The organism is Bradyrhizobium sp. SZCCHNS3002 (assembly GCF_032377435.1).
GTDB lineage: Bacteria > Pseudomonadota > Alphaproteobacteria > Rhizobiales > Xanthobacteraceae > Bradyrhizobium.
In genome coordinates this window covers 787,301-805,776 of sequence record NZ_JAUHHY010000001.1, presented here as the reverse complement: position 1 = coordinate 805,776, position 18,476 = coordinate 787,301, and the positions used below count along the sequence as shown (strand labels likewise).

18 protein-coding genes are annotated in these 18,476 nt (G+C 65.7%); 9 read left to right on the top strand and 9 right to left on the bottom strand.

All coding sequences use genetic code 11. From position 1 onward, the window contains the following. The first annotated feature begins 84 nt into the window (after positions 1–84). On the top strand, positions 85–507 hold the full coding sequence (locus QW845_RS03680; RefSeq protein ID WP_315800274.1) for a globin family protein: 423 nt from the start codon (positions 85–87) through the stop codon (positions 505–507). A 7-nt stretch (positions 508–514) separates the two neighbouring features. Here QW845_RS03680 and ppx read toward each other — a convergent pair whose 3' ends face one another. The 4 genes from ppx to QW845_RS03660 form a co-directional block, all read right to left on the bottom strand. After that, positions 515–2,014 carry an exopolyphosphatase gene (gene ppx, locus QW845_RS03675; RefSeq protein ID WP_315800273.1) on the bottom strand — a complete coding sequence of 500 codons (1,500 nt, stop codon included), beginning with the start codon at positions 2,012–2,014 and terminating at the stop codon, positions 515–517. A 42-nt stretch (positions 2,015–2,056) separates the two neighbouring features. Beyond that, entirely contained in the window at positions 2,057–4,252 is a 2,196-nt protein-coding gene (locus QW845_RS03670; RefSeq protein ID WP_315800272.1) for an RNA degradosome polyphosphate kinase, read from the bottom strand. A 125-nt stretch (positions 4,253–4,377) separates the two neighbouring features. After that, a complete protein-coding gene (locus tag QW845_RS03665) occupies positions 4,378–5,055 on the bottom strand; it encodes a DnaA ATPase domain-containing protein (RefSeq protein WP_315800271.1) in 678 nt (225 codons plus the stop codon). Positions 5,056–5,113: 58 nt separating this feature from the next. Further along, positions 5,114–5,668 (bottom strand): CDP-alcohol phosphatidyltransferase family protein, encoded by a 555-nt coding sequence (locus QW845_RS03660; protein ID WP_315800270.1) that lies wholly within the window; start codon positions 5,666–5,668, stop codon positions 5,114–5,116. A 157-nt stretch (positions 5,669–5,825) separates the two neighbouring features. Here QW845_RS03660 and purM point away from each other — a divergent pair, with 157 nt between their 5' ends. Continuing rightward, positions 5,826–6,899, top strand: coding sequence for a phosphoribosylformylglycinamidine cyclo-ligase (gene purM / locus QW845_RS03655; RefSeq protein ID WP_315800269.1), 1,074 nt, complete (start codon positions 5,826–5,828; stop codon positions 6,897–6,899). Between the two features lie 13 nt (positions 6,900–6,912). Further along, positions 6,913–7,566: a phosphoribosylglycinamide formyltransferase gene (gene purN, locus QW845_RS03650; protein WP_315800268.1), complete on the top strand. Its 654-nt coding sequence runs from the start codon at positions 6,913–6,915 to the stop codon at positions 7,564–7,566. A gap of 144 nt (positions 7,567–7,710) precedes the next feature. Here the strand turns inward: purN and QW845_RS03645 are convergent, their stop codons facing one another. Then, positions 7,711–7,920 carry a cold-shock protein gene (locus QW845_RS03645; RefSeq protein WP_284423192.1) on the bottom strand — a complete coding sequence of 70 codons (210 nt, stop codon included), beginning with the start codon at positions 7,918–7,920 and terminating at the stop codon, positions 7,711–7,713. A 402-nt stretch (positions 7,921–8,322) separates the two neighbouring features. On the opposite strand from QW845_RS03645, the gene QW845_RS03640 reads away from it, so the two are divergent. Beyond that, positions 8,323–9,450 carry an autotransporter outer membrane beta-barrel domain-containing protein gene (locus QW845_RS03640; RefSeq protein WP_409997865.1) on the top strand — a complete coding sequence of 376 codons (1,128 nt, stop codon included), beginning with the start codon at positions 8,323–8,325 and terminating at the stop codon, positions 9,448–9,450. A gap of 4 nt (positions 9,451–9,454) precedes the next feature. Here the strand turns inward: QW845_RS03640 and QW845_RS03635 are convergent, their stop codons facing one another. Next, positions 9,455–10,498: a LysR family transcriptional regulator gene (locus QW845_RS03635; protein ID WP_315800266.1), complete on the bottom strand. Its 1,044-nt coding sequence runs from the start codon at positions 10,496–10,498 to the stop codon at positions 9,455–9,457. 55 nt (positions 10,499–10,553) lie between these two features. Here QW845_RS03635 and QW845_RS03630 point away from each other — a divergent pair, with 55 nt between their 5' ends. From QW845_RS03630 to QW845_RS03620, 3 genes are read left to right on the top strand one after another with little or no spacing between them, the layout of a single operon-like run. After that, the gene (locus QW845_RS03630) at positions 10,554–11,195 is read left to right on the top strand and encodes a hypothetical protein (RefSeq protein WP_315800265.1); all 642 of its coding nucleotides are present in this window, start codon (positions 10,554–10,556) and stop codon (positions 11,193–11,195) included. Continuing rightward, the gene (locus tag QW845_RS03625) at positions 11,182–11,805 is read left to right on the top strand and encodes a GNAT family N-acetyltransferase (protein ID WP_315800264.1); all 624 of its coding nucleotides are present in this window, start codon (positions 11,182–11,184) and stop codon (positions 11,803–11,805) included. Before QW845_RS03630 ends, QW845_RS03625 begins: the two co-directional genes overlap by 14 nt. Beyond that, positions 11,802–12,383, top strand: coding sequence for an isochorismatase family protein (locus QW845_RS03620; RefSeq protein WP_315800263.1), 582 nt, complete (start codon positions 11,802–11,804; stop codon positions 12,381–12,383). The genes QW845_RS03625 and QW845_RS03620 overlap by 4 nt, the downstream gene beginning before the upstream one ends. Positions 12,384–12,404: 21 nt before the next feature. Here QW845_RS03620 and QW845_RS03615 read toward each other — a convergent pair whose 3' ends face one another. Continuing rightward, positions 12,405–12,581, bottom strand: a complete 177-nt coding sequence (locus QW845_RS03615) for a hypothetical protein (protein WP_315800262.1) — start codon at positions 12,579–12,581, stop codon at positions 12,405–12,407. Positions 12,582–12,609: 28 nt separating this feature from the next. Here QW845_RS03615 and QW845_RS03610 point away from each other — a divergent pair, with 28 nt between their 5' ends. Continuing rightward, positions 12,610–12,777, top strand: coding sequence for a hypothetical protein (locus QW845_RS03610; RefSeq protein ID WP_315800261.1), 168 nt, complete (start codon positions 12,610–12,612; stop codon positions 12,775–12,777). A gap of 91 nt (positions 12,778–12,868) precedes the next feature. Here the strand turns inward: QW845_RS03610 and rnd are convergent, their stop codons facing one another. Further along, complete coding sequence (gene rnd / locus QW845_RS03605; protein WP_315800260.1) at positions 12,869–14,017, bottom strand: ribonuclease D; 1,149 nt, start codon at positions 14,015–14,017, stop codon at positions 12,869–12,871. A gap of 398 nt (positions 14,018–14,415) precedes the next feature. Further along, positions 14,416–15,891 (bottom strand): protein adenylyltransferase SelO, encoded by a 1,476-nt coding sequence (locus QW845_RS03600; protein ID WP_315800259.1) that lies wholly within the window; start codon positions 15,889–15,891, stop codon positions 14,416–14,418. Between the two features lie 264 nt (positions 15,892–16,155). On the opposite strand from QW845_RS03600, the gene aspS reads away from it, so the two are divergent. Beyond that, entirely contained in the window at positions 16,156–17,943 is a 1,788-nt protein-coding gene (gene aspS / locus QW845_RS03595) for an aspartate--tRNA ligase (RefSeq protein WP_315800258.1), read from the top strand. Positions 17,944–18,476: the final 533 nt, after the last annotated feature.

Here is an 18,476-nt window from a genome sequence, read left to right as displayed (position 1 = left end):
AACCCGTTCGCGCCGCCGCGACACCACCACGTCGAGCTCCACTGGTCGGGCCCTGATTGGAATTGTTTCGAATTGGACTTGCGCATGTTGACTGCTGATGAGATCGTGCACGTCAGGTCGTCGTTCGACTTGGTATTTGCCAATGCTACACAGATGACGACGACGTTCTATGACCGCATCTTCGAGCTCGCGCCGGAATGTCGGACGATGTTTCCCGCCGACATGGACGTGCTGAAACGGGACTTCATCGCGACCCTGGCGGTCCTCGTCGGCAGCCTCGATCAGACGACTGGTCTGTTGTCCAGCACCGACATCCTCGGCCGCAATCATGCGCGCTATGGCGTCAGGCCGGAGCACTATCCGGTGGTCGGCGAAGCGCTGCTGTGGACCCTCGCCAAGGGACTTGGTCCGCAATGGAATGATGAGGTCGAGCAGGCCTGGCGCAAGGTCTACGGCATCATCGCCCAGCGCATGATCGCCATCTCGGCCCGCGCGCGGCGGCCCTGATCATGATCTAGCTGCGCACGATCGAGCCGGAGCGGCCGACGAGACGCGCGAGCTGCTTGAAGCGTCCGCCGACGCGGTCGGCGACGAGGTCGACCATCTGGTGCTCGAACACCAGCATCAGCTTGCGGTCCTGGGTGCGGAAATGCGTCGCTGGCAGCACGCCGGGCCGCGCCGCCGAGATCAGATGCGCGACGCGAAACGCGGTGCCGAGCAGGCGCGCACGATCGATCTGAGCCGGGCTCAGCTGCTCGGTGAGAGCAGGCGGCTTCGCCTCGTTGCCCAATCCCTCGTAGCGGAAGAACACCGACAGCGCGGCGAAGATGCGGCCCTCATGGCTGATCGAGCCGAAATTGCCGTTGAGAATGATGCCGTAGGTCTGCTCGCCGCGATGGTCCGGATGCATGCGCCAGCCGATGTCGGACAACAGGCAGGCCGCGTGCCGCAGCCGGCGCTCGTCCTCGGTCTCGCGGATGTGCATCACGCGGAACAGGCGGTCGGTCCAGTCGATCAGCTCGCGGGCATGCTGGGCCGAGCGCGACAACAGCTCGTTGAGGCCCTGCGCCGCGCAGAGCAGCCCGTCCTTGGCGCGCTCGGCGTCGGGAAGCTTGGAGTAGAGCAGGCCCTCGCGCACGCCGAAGGTCGAGAACACGACGGTCGTCGGCCTGGCGACGCGGATGATGTGCTCGAGCACCAGCGCGGCATAGGCGAGCAGCGGGCGCCGCGCCTCGGCGATCGCTTCGATGTCGGCCAGCATGTCGGCGGCGACGAGACGGCGCAGCCGGCGCACGAAGGCCAGCGCGTCGGCCGCCGGGATCGCATAGCCGTGCATCACCCCGAGCGGATAGCCGCTCTGGATGATGTGGATGCGCGCCAGCGCGCGCCAGGTGCCGCCGACCGCGTAGAAGGTGCGGCCCTCGCCGGCCAGCAGCTGCGGCAGGTCGGTCAGCGCCTCGCTCGCGATGCGCTGCGCCTTCTTCAGCGATTTCTCGGCAAGATCCTGCAGCGCAAGGCTGCCGAGCGGCAGGGTGACGCCGCTGCGGACCTGGTGCCCGCGCACGTCGATCAGCTCGAGTGAGCCGCCGCCGAGATCACCGACGATGCCGTCGGGCTTGTGAATGCCGGAGATGACGCCGAGCGCCGAATAGCGCGCCTCTTCGGCGCCGGTGAGGATCTGGATCGGGGCGCCGCAGATCTTCTCGGCCTTGGCGATGAAATCGGGGCCGTTCGAAGCATCCCGGCAGGCGGCGGTCGCGATGGCATGAACCTGCCCCACCCGCTGCACCTTGCACAGCGCACGGAAGCGCTTCAGCGCGGTCAGCGCCTTGTCGACGGCATCAGATGCGAGAAGGCCGGTGGTCTGGACCTCGCGACCGAGCCCACACAGCGCCTTCTCGTTGAACACGGTGACGAGACTACGTTCCATCGCCTGGTAGACGACGAGACGGACCGAATTCGAGCCGATGTCGATGACACCGACGCTCGTGGCCCTCGTGCGGGGCGGCTTCACCACGGCATATCCCGGCGCAGAAGGCCCCGATGCAGACAGCCCCTATGAAGGAGAGCGTTCATTCCGGCGCGTGAGCCGGCGCGGCGATGATTCCTTGAGCGACTTTCCACGGCCGGACAGACTCGGATTCGTCATGAAGTAATTGTGCAGGTTGAACGGCTCCTCGCCCTTCGCGGCCTTCATACGCGTTGACGACCCATCCGGCAACAATTGCCAGCTCTGCTCGGTATCCTTCAGGTTCGCGACCATGATCTGTTCCAGGACCTGCTGATGCACGGTAGGGTTCTGAAGCGGGCACAGCACCTCGACGCGGCGGTCGAGATTGCGCGGCATCATGTCGGCCGAGGAGATGTAGACGGCGGCCTTGGCGCTCGGCAGGCCCTGACCCATACCAAAGCAGTAGATGCGGCCATGCTCGAGGAAGCGGCCGATCACCGATTTGACGCGAATGTTCTCCGACAGTCCGGGGAGGCCGGGACGCAGGCAGCAGATGCCGCGCACGATCAGCTCGATCGACACGCCGGCCTGCGAGGCCTCGTACAGCGCGTCGATGATGTCGGGATCGACCAGCGAGTTCATCTTCATCCAGATCACGGCCGGCTTGCCCTGGCGGGCGAAGCTGGTCTCGCCGTGGATGTGCTCGATGATGCGCTTGCGAAGCGTGAGCGGCGACACCGCCATCTTCTCGATGTCGATCGGCTCGGCATAGCCGGTGATGTAGTTGAACACCCGCGTGACGTCGCGGCCGATCACCGGGTCCGACGTGAAGTAGGACAGGTCGGTGTAGATGCGCGCCGTCACCGGATGATAGTTGCCGGTGCCGGTGTGGACATAGGTGGTGAGGCTGCCGCCCTCGCGGCGCACGACCATCGACAGCTTGGCATGCGTCTTCAGCTCCAGGAAGCCGTACACCACCTGTACGCCCGCGCGCTCCAGGTCGCGGGCCCAGCGGATGTTGGCCTCCTCGTCGAAACGCGCCTTGAGCTCGACCAGGGCCGTCACCGACTTGCCGGCCTCGGCGGCCTCCACCAGCGTGCGCACGATCGGCGAATTGTTGGAGGTCCGGTACAGCGTCTGCTTGATCGCAACGACGTCGGGATCGCGCGCCGCCTGCTGCAGGAACTGCACGACGACGTCGAACGACTCGTAAGGGTGATGGACGATCAGGTCCTTCTGCCGGATGGCGGCGAAGATGTCGCCGCCATGGTCGCGGACACGCTCGGGATGGCGCGGCACGTAGGGCGCGAATTCGAGGTCGGGCCGGTCGACCCGCGTCAGTTGCGACAGCTCGTTCATCGCCAGCACGCCGTCGACGACGAACACCTCGTCATCCGTCGTGGACAGCGCATTCTGCACGAAGCGGCGCAGCTCCTCCGGCATGTTGGCCTCGATCTCGAGCCGGATCACCGAGCCGCGGCGGCGCCGCTTCAGCGCTGTCTCGAACAGCCGCACCAGGTCTTCGGCTTCTTCCTCGATCTCGATCTCGCTGTCGCGGATGATCCGGAAGGCGCCCTGGCCCTTCACGGTGTAGCCCGGAAACAGCCGGCCGATGAACAGTCCGGTCGCCTGCTCCAGGGTGATCAGGCGGATCACGCCATCCTTGGAGCCGGGGAAGCGGATGAAGCGGTCGATCTTGCCGGGCATGCGAATGAGGGCGTTCATCGGACGCCCGTCCGCGGAGCGGATCAGCTGCAGCGCCACCGTGAAGCCGAGGCTCGGGATGAACGGGAACGGATGCGCCGGATCGATCGCGAGTGGCGTCAGCAGCGGGAAGATGTTGGCGAGGAAATGGTCCTCGATCCAGGCGCGCTCGCTCCTGGTGACGTCCTGACCGTCGACCAGCACGATGCCGAGCTCGCCGAGAAACTTGCGCAGGTCGCGCCAGATCGCCTGCTGGTCGATGGCGAGCTGCGACACTGTCTCGTTGATCAGCTTCAGCTGCTCGGTCGGCGTCAGCCCGTCGGGGCTGCGCTCGGCGATGCCCTCGCGGACTTGGGCGCGGATGCCGGCGACGCGCACCATGAAGAATTCATCAAGGTTGTTGGCGGAAATCGACAGGAAGCGCACCCGCTCCAGGGCGGGATGGCGCGGATTGACCGATTCCTCCAGAACGCGGCGGTTGAAGTGAAGCCAGGACAGCTCCCGATTGATGAATCGCTCGGGGCTCGAGGCAATCTCGATGGACGGCGCCGAGACCGGTGCTTTCTCTGAAATTTCAGTAACTTGCTCGGTATCCATAGGGAATTCGATCCATATCCGTCCAGTCGCGAATGGTCGACCGTAGCCCAATCTGGGTGACCAGGGGATGACGTTGCCGGCACCATTGAGGTTCCGTCATCAACCGCCGTCAAGATGGCCGCCGGTCACGCCGGGCGGAGCAGCTCCGCCGCCAGCGCCCGGGTGACGGGGCGTCCGAGCCGCAGCGACTCGTTGTCCAGCAGCGCGATGGTCTGGCGTGCCGCCGCATAGGACCGCTCGATGTGGCTGGCGAGATAGCTGACCACGGTTTCGTCGATCGCCATTTGCCGGTCGGCGGCCAGCTTGACGATCAGGGCCCGGAACAGCTGGTCGTCGGGCGGCAGCAGCGTGACCACTGGGACGGCACGCAGCCGCGACCTCAGATCGGCCAGGGCGATCGGCAGGGCCGCCGGGGCCTCGCGTGCCGTGATCAGCACGAAGGCCTCGTCCTGGCGGGCCAGGTTCAGCAGGTGAAACAGCGCCCGCTCGTCGAGACCGGTTGCGGTCAGATCCTCCAGCACCAGCGCGCCGGTGGCGAGCGCCCCGGGGACCACGCCTGCCTCAAGGGCATGCGCGGACAGCGATCGGGCGCCTGCCTGCTCGGCCCAGATCGCGGCGAGGTGGCTCTTGCCGGAGCCGTCGGGGCCGACCAGGAACATGGTCCGCGCCGGCCATTCCGGCCAGGCGTCGACCAGAGCGAGCCCGGCCGCGTTGCCTGGACCTTCGAAGAAATTGTCCCGCGTCAGGCTCTCCGCATGCGGCAGCGCGAAGGCCAGCTGACGAGGGGGGATATGGCCGGCCAAGATCGAATTGCTCCGTATCGTGTGGTGCGTGAGGTCAGGACGGGCCCTCCGCGGAGGATCACCGGACCTCGATGGTGCTCATGTGGCGCACCCAGTCGACGAGATACAGCCCGACCGACACGAGGGTAAAGACGGTGACCAGCACCATCAGCACCACATCGTAGGGCCTGGGCTCGAAGCCGAAGCTGAGCGAGGCCAGCACAAGCGCCGCGAATCCCACCTGGGCGACCGTGTTCAGCTTGGAGACCATCAATGGCTTCATCGCGACCGGCCTGTCGAACAGCCAGGACACGATCACCGCCGAGACGATCATGATGTCGCGCGAGACCACCAGGATGACGATCCAGCGCGGGATCGCGCCCCAGATGCCAAGCGTGACGAAGATCGAGACCAGCAGCGCCTTGTCGGCGAGAGGATCGAGCAGCGCTCCCAGCTCGGACCGCAGGTTGAAGCGCTTGGCCAAGAAGCCGTCCACGGCGTCGCTCACCCCCGCGACCACGAAGACCAGAAACGCGATCTCCATCTGGCCGGCCGCAATGGCCCAGACGACGATCGGAACCAGCAGGATTCGACCCAGCGTGATCAGATTGGGGATACTGTGGGGAATGGTCACGCAGCGGGTCCCGACGACGACTCGATCAAAAGACAACCCGATTCCGAAACAGGGCGAACCGGTACGGTTCCTAGATAGTGTGGGGACGAGCCCCTTGCGAGCCATTGCGCGCGGCCGGATTCCGACGTAACCAGCGGCCAGATTAGGGGTTTTTACCATGACCGAGCGCAAGAACGGGCTCACTTATGCAGATTCGGGCGTCGATATCGATGCCGGAAACCGTCTGGTCGATCTGATCAAGCCCATGGTGCGCGCAACCGCCCGCGCCGGTGCGGATGCCGAGATCGGCGGCTTTGGCGGCCTGTTCGACCTCAAGGCCGCTGGATTCAAGGATCCGGTGCTGGTCGCGGCGACCGACGGCGTCGGCACCAAGGTGAAGATCGCGATCGAGACCGGGCTGCATGGCGGCATCGGCATCGACCTGGTCGCCATGTCGGTCAACGATCTCGTCGTGCAGGGCGCCGAGCCGCTGTTCTTCCTTGACTACTTTGCGTGCGGCAAGCTCGACCCGGAGGCGACGGCGTCGATCGTGGCCGGTATCGCCGAAGGCTGCCGGGAATCCGGCTGCGCGCTGATCGGCGGTGAGACCGCGGAAATGCCGGGCCTCTACAAGGACGGCGACTACGATCTTGCCGGTTTCGCGGTCGGCGCGGCGGAGCGTGGCACGCTGCTGCCGTCTCCCGACATCGCGGCCGGTGACGTGGTGCTGGGGCTCGCATCCTCCGGCGTCCACTCCAACGGCTATTCGCTGGTGCGCAAGATCGTCGCCCAGTCCGGCCTCGGCTTCGATGCGCCGGCGCCGTTCGCGCCGGTCCTGACTCTCGGCGCGGCGCTGCTGACGCCGACCCGCCTCTATGTGAAATCATGCCTTCGCGCCATCCGCGAGACCGGTGCGGTGAAGGGGCTCGCACACATCACGGGCGGCGGCTTCACCGACAACATTCCACGCGTGCTGCCGAAGCATCTCGGCGTTTCGATCGACCTGACGGGCCTGCCGGTGCTGCCGGTCTTCAAATGGCTGGCGGAGCAGGGCGGCATTGCCGAGCGCGAGCTCTTGCGCACCTTCAATTGCGGGATCGGCATGATCGCGATCGTCAAGGCCGAGGCCGTCGATGCCGTCATCGAGGTGTTCACCGCGAATGGCGAGCACGTCGCGCGGCTCGGCGAGGTCGTTGCTGCGACAGGCGACGAGCGGGTGATCTACACCGGCGCCCTCGATCTGGCTCTGTGAGACGAGTGTGCCGATGAAGCGCCGCGTCGCCATCCTGATCTCGGGCCGTGGGTCGAACATGGCCGCGCTGATCCACGCGGCGGCGCAGCCGGAATTTCCGGCCGAGATCGCCGTCGTGATCTCCAACCGGGCCGATGCGGCCGGGCTGCAGAAAGCGCAGGAGAGCGGCGTCGCGATCGAAATCATCGAGAGCAAGCCGTTCGGCAAGGACCGCGCAGGGTTCGAAGCCAGACTGCAGCAGGCGCTCGATGCACGCGGCATCGAGATCATCTGCCTGGCCGGTTTCATGCGCCTGTTCACGGCGGAGTTCGTGCAGCGCTGGTATGGCAGGATGCTGAACATTCACCCGTCGCTGCTGCCATCATTCCCCGGCCTCGATCCGCATGGCCAGGCGCTGCGCGCCGGCGTCAAGCTGTCAGGCGCCACCGTGCATTTCGTCATCCCGGAGACGGATGCAGGTCCGATCGTGATGCAGGGCGCGGTCGTGGTCAGGGACGACGACACGCCGGACACGCTGTCGACGCGCATTCTCGGCGTCGAGCATCGGATCTATCCGGAAGCGCTGAAGCTGTTGGCCAAGGGCTTGGTGCGACTCGAAGGCGATCTCTGCCGGACGTCGTCCGTGGAGCAAGGCGATCATACGCTGATCTGGCCGGTCGTCCGCTAGCTGTCGCGGACAAAAAAATCCCCGGCGGGGCCGGGGGCACATCAAGGCTGACGAAGTCTGATCATCGGCGGCGAGCGAACCTGACGCGGAGCTCGTGAGTTGGTTTACGAACCCGCGCTGTGGCGCCCTCCGCCGGGACGATGCTCACGAGAGCTTCAGGTTCTCTGCCGACGTCTTGCCGCGGCTCTCCACCAGATCATATTCGATCGTCTGGTTCTCGTTGAGCGTGGTCAGTCCAGCACGCTCCACGGCCGAGATGTGGACGAACACGTCCTTGTCTCCGCCAGTCGGTTTGATGAAGCCATATCCCTTGGTCGGGTTGAACCACTTCACGCTGCCCTTGTAGGTCGGCATCGCTGTCTCCTCGTCTAGACGAAAAAAAGACGCGGCCACGCTCACGCGTGCCACGCCACAAACGGGCTTCCCGGGATCTGCTCAATTTCCAAAGTCGCGAAACGCACAGTCGAACGGCCAATCCGATTGTACGGGAGATTGCAACACGATTTTCCGCCGATATCAAGGTTGGCGGACTGATGAGAACGCGTCGCGACGTCGCGTCGCCGGCTGTTGCTGCAATTGCGAGGCTTGTGGTGCTGGAACCACAAATCCCTGCAGGGAAGCCGCGGCACGGGCAATCCTCATTGACCGCGATCGGGAACTGCGGGCAAATCATCGCGGCAATATTGAAGCGAATTTGAGCGGCGGTGAAACGGGGCATCGATGCGCGGGGCATCTCAAGCCAGGCCGGATCGGCGAATGCGTAGTGGTGCGTCGGGCGCGATGCTGCTCATCGTCGCGCTCGGCACGGCCGCCGCGTCTTCGCCGTGCGTCGCGCAGGCCAGCCTGCCGAGCATCGCCGCCAGCCCGACGCCGACACCAACGCCGACACCAACGCCGAGCCCACTGCCCAGCCCTGCGCCAGGCGCGATCAGTTCCGAACGTTCGGCCGGCCGAGCCGTGCTCGATCTCGGCTCGAGCTTCCTCGAACGGCTCGGGACTCAGGCCACGCAGGGCGTCACCCGGCTGCAGCGGAGCAATCCCGGGGGCGGCGGCGCGCCGGAGGCTTCGGAACAGCCTCGGTTCCGGACTTGGGGCGAGATGTATGGCGTCACCGTCCGTAGCGATGCGCAACGCGACTTCGTCGGCGACAAGAGGACGACTGGGGGCGGCGTCGCCGGTATCGGCATGCGCCTCGTGCCGGGCGTGAATGTCGGACTATCCGTCGACCAGAGCCGGACCTGGGTCGATGTGCCGCTGGCGCTGCAAGCGGCGACGCTCGATCTCACGCAGTTTGGCTTCAACGCCTCGGTCGACCAGGGACCCTGGACCTGGGCGATCGCGGTCGTCCATGGCGTCGGCGGGATCAGTGCGCGGCGCGACACCAGCCTCGGTGCGGCGACGTCGGTCTACGGCGCCCACATCACGGGCGTGCTGAGCGAGCTCGACTACTACTGGAGCATCGGGGAGAGCCGGATCGTTCCGAAGCTCGCCTTCGAATACACGCGCGCCACGACGGCGGCATTCCAGGAAGCGGGCGGGCTCGACCCGCTGTCGGTCAGCGGCACCTCGCTGGAGCGCGCCCGCGTTCTCGTCGGCGCCGAGTTCGGCCGCTACTTCATCGTCGACGGCAAGATCCTCGACGTCTCGGCCTATGGCAAGCTGGTCGACAATTTCAGTCAGAATCTCGGCGCGCTGACCGTCAGCCTCGGTCCGCAAAGCATCACGCTGCAGGGCCTTGGCGAGGGCCGCTACGGCGCCGACGCCGGCGCGGCACTGTCGCTATCCCTGAACCGAACGGCACGCCTCTATCTCAACTACGATGCAAAGCTTCGCTCGGTGCTGCAATCGCATCAGGGCACGCTCGGCGTCGAGCTCAAATGGTAGCCCGTCATACGGGTTTCGGCGCGACGTAGCCGTTGAAGCCGACGACATCCCGGGCGGGCGCCATCAGAGGCACGAGATTCAGCGGATGGATGAACTCGTCCCGGAAGCAGGCATGGACCTTCGGATCGAAGATGCGCTTCAACCAGTCGATGACGACCTTGTGCCGGTCGGAGTTGCGAAACTCCTTGTGATAGGTCAGCCACAGATCCATGTGGTAGTTGATGCCGAGATCGACAGGAACGAGCGGCGCCCCGAGCGCGACTGCCGATGTCGGCAGAAAGCCGATGCCGGCGCCGCGCTCGACCGCGTAGAGCACGGCAACGCTCGAATTGGTTGAGATGCCGACGATGCCTTCGAGGGAGTCCAGGCCGAGGATGCGCGCATAGCCGGTCTCGTCGAGCTGCACGCCGTGCTGCTTGATGATGCGGTGGTTCTTGAGATCCGCCAGCGAAGTCGGCAGTCCATGCGCGTCGCGATAGGCCTCCGACACGAAGCCGTAGATGTGCAGACGGCCGAGCTTTGCAACGATCACGTCGGGGTTGGTCGGCCGTTCGAACTGGATCGAGATGTCGGCCTCCAGCCGCGACACGTCGGCCTGCTGCATCGCGCAGCTCAGATCGACGGTGATCCTGCGATAGGTCTTCTGGAAATCGATCAGTCGCGGCAGGATCCAGAAATTGCCAGGGCCTTCGGTCACGGCGACGCGCACCGACCCCTGCGTGTCGGTCGACAGCGAGGCACGCCGGAAGATGTTGAAGCTCAGCCGCTCCATCTGCTCGACGTCGAACAGCAACGATCGTCCCTCGTCGCTGAGCGACAGGCCGGATTGATCACGGATGAAGAGCTTGCATCCGAGCTCGTCCTCGAGCCGGTCGATCTTGCGCATCAGGGTTGTGCCGGTCAGTCCGAGCACATCCGCCGCGTTGCGGAAGCTGCGGTGACGCGTACAGAGCAGAAATGCTCTCAAATCCTCCCACGAAGGGTTAAGCGTTTCGTCCGACTTCCTGCGCTGCGTAGATGCAGCACCCCGATGCAAATGTTGCCGCATACACTCCAGCCCCGACAAGTATGATGACGTCATCAAAGCCAAGCTGGAAACATAGATGCAGAACCCCTACCGCGGAAGCACAGAATTCACGCCGCGACATCAGCTCGACGCGCTGCCGCGGACGGATCGGGTCGCGGCGCGGGCGGTCACGCTCGATCGGCTCGGTGAGCTCGCGGCGCTCGCACGCCGGGAAATACCGGGCGTTCGTGCCTCAGAACACGAGCTTGCGGAGTTCTTGCGGCACGATCCGGACTCGATCTTCGCGCTCTACCGCGGCAGGAACCTGCTCGGCGGCATCGCCTTCCTCTATCTCAACTGCTCAGGCCTCGATGCTTTGCTCCTGGATGAGTTCAATTTGAATGATCCGCCGCGCAGATTTCTGGCGCGGCCGGACGAAGACGTAGCCGCCATCTATGTCTGGGCGCTCGTCGCGCAAGGGCGGGGAGCGATCGGTCTCGGCAACGTCGCGCAGGCGCTGCAAGGCGCGAGATTTCGCGCCGCCGATTACTACGCGCAACCATCGAGTCCGGAAGGGCGCGCCTTTCTCGGCGCGCTCGGCTTCACGCCGGTGCCGAGCTTTCAGCCCGATCTCTGGTGGTATCAGCGGCCGTGGAACCGGATGCCCGAGATGATCGCGCCTTCGATCCAGTCGATGAAGGGTTTCGAACAAGGGAGCATTGCGGATGCACAGCATTAGTTCGGCCAGGACAGCAAAGACGAATCCCCGCGCGATCACCGTGCGCATTGCGCGCGATCCGAATGACCTCATGCTCGTCACCGCGATCCGCTCGGCGGTCTACCTGACCGAGCAGGATTGTCCCATGGAGGAGGAGTTCGACGGCAACGATCTGGTTGCAGCCCACTTCCTCGGTTTCGTCGGCAAGGAGCCGGCTGGATGTGTGCGTGTGCGCTTCTTCGGCGACTTCGCCAAGGTCGAGCGGCTCGCGGTGCGCCATCAGTACCGGCGCTCGCGGCTGTCGTTCAAGCTGGTTCGCGAGGCGCTCGACTATTGCAGGCGCAAGGGCTTCAAGAAGGCCTATGGCCACGCGCAGGATCGTCTCGTCGATTTCTGGGCGCATTTCGGCGCCAAGCCGCTCGGCCATAATCGCAAGCTCACATTCTCCGATTTCTCCTACACGGAGATGGTGCTGGACCTCGAGCCGTGCGACGATGCGATCACGCTCGACAGCGATCCCTACATGATCATTCGTCCGGAAGGCGACTGGGATCGGCCGGGCGTGCTCGATCTCTCGGCTGGCCGGCCGGCATCCTCGCCCTTGCACGACTTCGCCGCAGCGAGACCATGATGCCGGGCCGAGATCTGTTCGGTGCCACCGAGGCGGATCCGCCTGTTCTCGTCTGCGCCGATCTGCAGTGCGAATATCTCGCCGAGGGACGCAGGCATCTGATCGCCGATGGCGACGTCGTCATGGCGCGCTGCCGGCAGTTGATCGCGCTCTGGCGTGACAACCTGTGGCCGGTCGTCCATCTCAAGCGGATCGCACAGGCAGCCTGGTTCAACCCGGCTTCCAACCTGACGAACTGGCTTCCGGACTTCAAGCCGACCCCGGGGGAGCTCGCGTTCGAGCATCCGCTGCCGTCCGCCTACAGTTCGGCCCGGTTCGCCGAGTACATGGCGAACATGCGCAGCATGCGCTGCGTGCTGCTCGGCTTCTCGCTGGACGAGACGATCCTCTCGACGGTGGTGGACGGCTTTCACCGCAGTCACCGCTATCAGGTGATCGGAGACGCCGTCGCCTGCCGGCAGGCCTGCGCCGGCGACGCCGCCTTGTACAAGTTGGTTGTAACCAAGGTGATCGGCAATTTTGCCGGTGTCCTCGACGGCGCCGAGCTTATCGGCGCTGGCGGCCGGCTCGCGGTGTGACCGCGGCGGCTATTGGCGGTATCATCCTGAGGCGAGTCGTTCGGCCAGATCGATAATCATACGACGATCGGCCGGATCACTGATCTTGTTGAACGCGACGACGAGGCGAAGGGCCTCGACGACGTGCAGGTCGACCGGATTCTCGCTGAGCAGCCGCAGCAGCTTCTGTTCCGGCGGTTCGCAATTGTCTTTGCTCACGCGGCAGCTCCAGGACCGAGACCACGACATGACCCGAGAGGAAGAGCTCAAAGAGCTGGCGAGCAGCCTCCGGGCAGCCATCGCGAAGGCGCGCCAGCTCAATCTGCCGACCAGCGTCTACATTCTCTCGATGGCTCTGGTTGAGGTGTCCCAGACAATCGAGGCGGAGTTGAGGGGGCAGACCAGCGCCGAATGATTGGCGAGATCATGGACACCCGTGCCGCCTGCTGCAATCAACTCGGCAGACTCGGGGAAGACGCGGCCGGCCATAGCCGCTGCGACGCCCATCAGGCCCGGTCGACCCGGACGACGCGGCCCTTCTCGATGGCGAGCGCGAGCTTGCCGTGCTTCAGCGCCAGCGCGGCCTCGCCGAACAGTTCGCGGCGCCATCCCTGCAGCGCAGCGACGTCGGCATTGTCATCGCCGGCGATCTGCTCGAGATCATCGACGGTGGCGATGACCTTGCTCGCCACGGCGTGCCGTTCCGAGGTCATGCGCAGGAGGACCTTGAGCAGCTCGACGATCGCAGCGCCATTGGAGTTGTTGCGCGGCTTTTCCAGCTTGGGCAGGGCGGCGAGATCGCGCGCCAGTCCGCGCTGCACGGCGGCAACGATGTCGGAGCCCCATTTGGAGCGCTCGAAGCCCTTGGGCAGCGAGCGCAGATTGCCGAGCTTCTCGATCGTTGTCGGGGCATGGGTGGCGATGTCGCCGACGGCGTCGTCCTTCATCACGCGGCTGCGCGGCACGTCGCGGCTCTGCGCCTCCTGCTCGCGCCAGGCCGCGACCTCGATCAACACGGCCAATTCCTTCGGCTTGCGGACGCGGGTCTTCAGCCGCTCCCAGGCGCGCTCGGGGTGGAAGTCGTAGGTCTTCGGCGAGGTCAGGACCTCCATCTCCTCGCTGACCCAGTCGCTGCGTCCGCGCTTCTTCAGGTCGGCATCGAGCGCGGCGAACACGTCGCGGAGATGGGTGACGTCGGCCTCGGCGTAATGCGCCTGCTCCTTGGTCAGCGGCCGGCGCGACCAGTCGGTGAAGCGGTGGGTCTTGTCGGGGCGGTGGCCGGTGATGCGCTCGACCAGTTGGTCGTAGGCGATGCTGTCACCGTATCCCAGCACCATCGCAGCGACCTGGGTGTCGAAGATCGGGTGCGGCACGATGCCGGCGCGGTGCCAGATGATCTCGATGTCCTGGCGGGCGGCATGAAAGACCTTCAGGACCTTCTCGTTCGCCATCAGCTCGAAGAAGGCTTTGAGATCGATGCCCTCGGCCAGCGCATCGATCACCACGGCCTCGTCCGGGCTCGCCATCTGCACGACGCAGAGCAGGGGATAGTAGGTGGTTTCCCGGAGGAACTCGGTATCGACGGTGACGACCGGGTGGCGGGCGAGGCGGGCGCAGGCGGCTGCGAGGTCCGCGGTGGTGGTGATCAAGTCCATGAACGATCCATGACGAGGCTCTTACGCCGTCGTCCGAAAACGCTGACAAGTCAAGGGTGTCGGCAAAGGGTAAGGGACGAAATTCGTCTCCGCTTGTCGGCCCAATCCGCCCCGAACGCAAGCGCCAGTGTCTCGGCCGATCGCTCTATGGTTGATGATGGGCGGGCAGGGGGCCGGTCAGTGATGCCGGACGCGGCCCGCGGGCCGGCGCGCCGAGGGCACAGCGAGCACGATCAGGCACAAGGCGATCATCGCCAGACCCATGAATTCGAACACCAGCGCGTCCACGTCTCAGACCTCCCCGACTTGTTGGTTCAACTTGTCGGGGCTGCGTTGATCGTTTCTTAAGGACCCGGGCGCTGTCAGGGCGATGGTGGACGCGAGGTTAAGACTGCGTGTCAGGTGCCGCAGAACGTCTGCAACACCTGCTCCTCCGGCTGCGGCGGATCGGCATAATCAGCCCGGTCCGGCTGGTCGTCATAGGGCCGGGCCAGCACCGCATGCAGCTCCTCGAACGGCGCGTAGTCGTCGTTCTCGACCGCCGCCGTGATCACCGCCTCGATGCGGTGGTTGCGCGGGATGAAGGCCGGATTGACCTTGCGCATGGCCGCGCGCCGCTCGGCCGGGCTCTGCGGTTCCTCGGTCAGGCGCTGCTGCCAGCGCGCCGCCCATTCCTCGAACCCGGCGGGATCCGCGAACAGCGAACGGACCTCGTCGAGATCGCCGTTGCCGGCGGCGTCGCTGAGACGGCGGAACGTCAGCGTGAAGTCGGCCTTGGCCGCGGCCATCGCGTCGAACAGCGCCTGCGCCAGCGGCTGGTCGCCCTCGCGTTGCGTGAACAGGCCGAGCTTGCGCCGCAGTCCCGCCTGGTGGGCGTCGGTGAACTCCGCGGCGAAGCCGTCGAGTGCAGCCTCGGCCTCCTTGATCGCCTGGTCCTTGTCGTCCCCGAACAGCGGCAGCAGGCATTCGGCCAGCCGGGTCAGGTTCCACAGCGCGATGCGCGGCTGGTTGGCGAAGGCGTAGCGGCCGAACTCGTCGATCGAGGAAAACACCTGCTTGGGGTCGTAGGCGTCCATGAAGGCGCAGGGGCCGTAATCGATGGTCTCGCCGGACACCGAGGTGTTGTCGGTGTTCATGACGCCATGGATGAAGCCGATCAGGAGCCAGTCGGCGATCAGCTTGGCCTGCCGCGCGATCACGGCGTCGAGCAGGGCGTGGTAGGGCCGCTCGGTGCCGGCGAGATCCGGATAGTGCCGGTGGATGACGTGGTCGGCGAGCCGGCGCACGGCGTCCACGTCCTGGCGGGCTGCGAAGTACTGGAACGTGCCGACCCGGATGTGGCTGGTGGCGACCCGGGTCAGCACCGCGCCGGGCAGGGCCGTGCCGCGATAGACCTGCTCGCCGGTGACGACCGCCGCCAGCGACCGGGTGGTCGGGATTCCCAGCGCCGCCATCGCCTCGCTGACGATGTATTCGCGCAAGACCGGCCCCAGCGCCGCGCGGCCGTCGCCGCGGCGCGAAAATGGCGTCGGGCCGGAGCCCTTGAGTTGGATGTCGCGGCGGACGCCGTTGCGGTCGACGACCTCGCCGAGCAGGACCGCCCGGCCGTCGCCGAGCTGCGGCACGAAATGCCCGAACTGGTGGCCGGCATAGGCCATCGCGATCGGCTCGGCGCCCTCGGGCACGGTCTTGCCGGCCAGGATCGCGGCGCCCTCAGGCGTCTCCAGCTCCGTCGGGTTGAGGCCGAGCTCCTCGGCCAGCGGCCGGTTCAGCTTGATCAGGCGGGGCGATGCGACGGGGGTCGGCGCCACCCGGGCAAAGAAATTGTCCGGCAGCGCGGCGTAGGAGTTCTGGAAGGGGAAATGCACGGTCATGGCTCCAAGATAGGCGCAAGGAGGCCGTTTTTCGAGCCCAAACGGCCGTCAGATGAGCGTTTCAGCGCCAGCTCAATTCGACATATGCGCCGACGTTGCAGTGAGGGCCGGGGCGAGCTGGCCTTTTCCGCCGCGAAGCCGAAAAGGGACCGTTCCTGCGGTTGCCGCGCCGGGGCGGCTCGGCTAAACCCTGCGCGCATTCGGCAATGCGCCCTTGCGGCTGCGCCGATTCCCTTTTCCTCACGACGACCATTCAGGACGACCATGCATCGCTACCGGACCCACACCTGCGGCGCGCTCCGCGAGAGCAACATCGGAGAGACGGTCCGGCTGTCCGGCTGGTGCCATCGCATCCGCGACCATGGCGGCGTGCTGTTCGTCGATCTGCGCGACCATTACGGCATCACCCAGTGCGTCGTCGACCCGGACTCGCCGGCGTTCAGCCTCGCCGAGAAGCTGCGCTCGGAGTGGGTCGTGCGCATGGAGGGCAAGGTGCGCCGCCGCCCGGCCGGCGCCGACAACAAGAGCACCGACAATGACGATCTGCCGACCGGCAAGATCGAGCTCTACGTCTCCGACATCGAGGTGCTCGGCCCCGCGGACGAGCTGCCGCTGCCGGTGTTCGGCGAGCAGGACTACCCCGAGGACATCCGGCTGAAGTACCGTTTCCTCGATCTGCGCCGCGAGAAGCTGCACCAGAACATCATGACGCGCGGCGCGATCATCGATTCGATGCGCCGGCGCATGAAGGAGCAGGGCTTCTTCGAATTCCAGACCCCGATCCTGACCGCGTCCTCGCCCGAGGGCGCGCGCGACTTCCTGGTGCCGTCGCGCATCCATCCCGGCAAGTTCTACGCGCTGCCGCAGGCGCCGCAGCAGTACAAGCAGCTGCTGATGATGTCGGGCTTCGACCGCTACTTCCAGATCGCGCCGTGCTTCCGCGACGAGGACCCGCGCGCCGACCGCCTGCCCGGCGAGTTCTATCAGCTCGACGTCGAGATGAGCTTCGTCGAGCAGGAGGACGTGTTCGCGGCGATGGAGCCGGTGATCACCGGCGTGTTCGAGGATTTCGCCAAGGGCAAGCCGGTCACCAAGGGCTGGCCGCGCATCCCATTCGCGGAAGCGATCCGCAAATACGGCTCCGACAAGCCCGACCTGCGCAACCCGATCGAGATGGCCGACGTCTCCGAGCACTTCCGCGGCTCAGGCTTCAAGGTGTTCGCGCGCATGCTCGAGGACCCCAAGAACCAGGTGTGGGCGATTCCCGCACCGGGTGGCGGCAGCCGCGCGTTCTGCGACCGCATGAACTCGTGGGCGCAGGGCGAAGGCCAGCCAGGCCTCGGCTACATCATGTGGCGCGAGGGCGGCGAGGGCGCGGGTCCCCTGGCGAACAACATTGGCCCGGAGCGCACCGCTGCGATCCGCAGCCAGATCGGCACCAAGGAGGGCGACGCCGCCTTCTTCGTCGCCGGCGATCCCGACAAGTTCTGGAAGTTCGCAGGCCTCGCCCGCAACAAGGTCTCCGACGAGCTGAACCTCGCCGACAAGGATCAGTTCAAGCTGGCCTGGATCGTCGACTTCCCAATGTACGAGTACAACGAGGACGACAAGAAGGTCGACTTCTCGCACAATCCGTTCTCGATGCCGCAGGGCGGCCTGGAGGCGCTGCAGACCCAGGATCCGCTGACGATCAAGGCGTTCCAGTACGACATCACCTGCAACGGCTACGAGATCGCCTCCGGCGGCATCCGCAACCACAAGCCGGCGGCGATGGTGAAGGCGTTCGAGATCGCAGGTTACGGCGAGCAGGAGGTGGTCGACCGCTTCGGCGGCATGTACCGCGCCTTCCAGTACGGCGCCCCGCCGCATGGCGGCATGGCCGCCGGCGTCGACCGCATCGTGATGCTGCTGTGTGGCACTACGAACCTGCGCGAGATCTCGCTGTTCCCGATGAACCAGCAGGCCATGGACCTGCTGATGGGTGCCCCGTCCGAGGCTTCGACCAAGCAGCTTCGCGAGCTGCACATCAGGACCAATCTGCCGAACAAGTAGTTCGGCAGGGCTCGATGTAGGGTGGGCAAAGCGGCCGCCGTCAAGCGGCGGCGTGCCCACCATCCATCGGCGCATCCGCCGCGAGATGGAGGGCACGGCGCTCCAGCAGATTGCCGTGAGGAGAGAGCAGGGCACCGCCTTTGCCCACCCGACGGCAGTGTTCTCCCTTATGCCACATGCCACCGAACGGCCCGGCGGCATCCGCGTCAGGACGTCGTCGCGGCGGACGGCGTGATGAAACAGTGCGGCGGCGACGTGCAGGGCCACCACGACCCACGCGATCCATTTGCCGACAAAATGGTGGATCGCGTCGACCGGCGGCTCGAACGCCTCTCAGGCGATCCCCGAGCGCGTCTCGATCCAGCTGAACAGCGCAATCCGTCTCGGCTCGTCGTTATCGGCCCCGAGCTGCGGCATGTCGTCGCCGGTTAGGACGTCACGCCGGTGCAAGATGACCCAGCCTTGAAGGCGTCGCTCCGTATTTGATGTTCTCGCGTTAATGCTGGTTAACACTGCGAACAACTTCGTCCGGG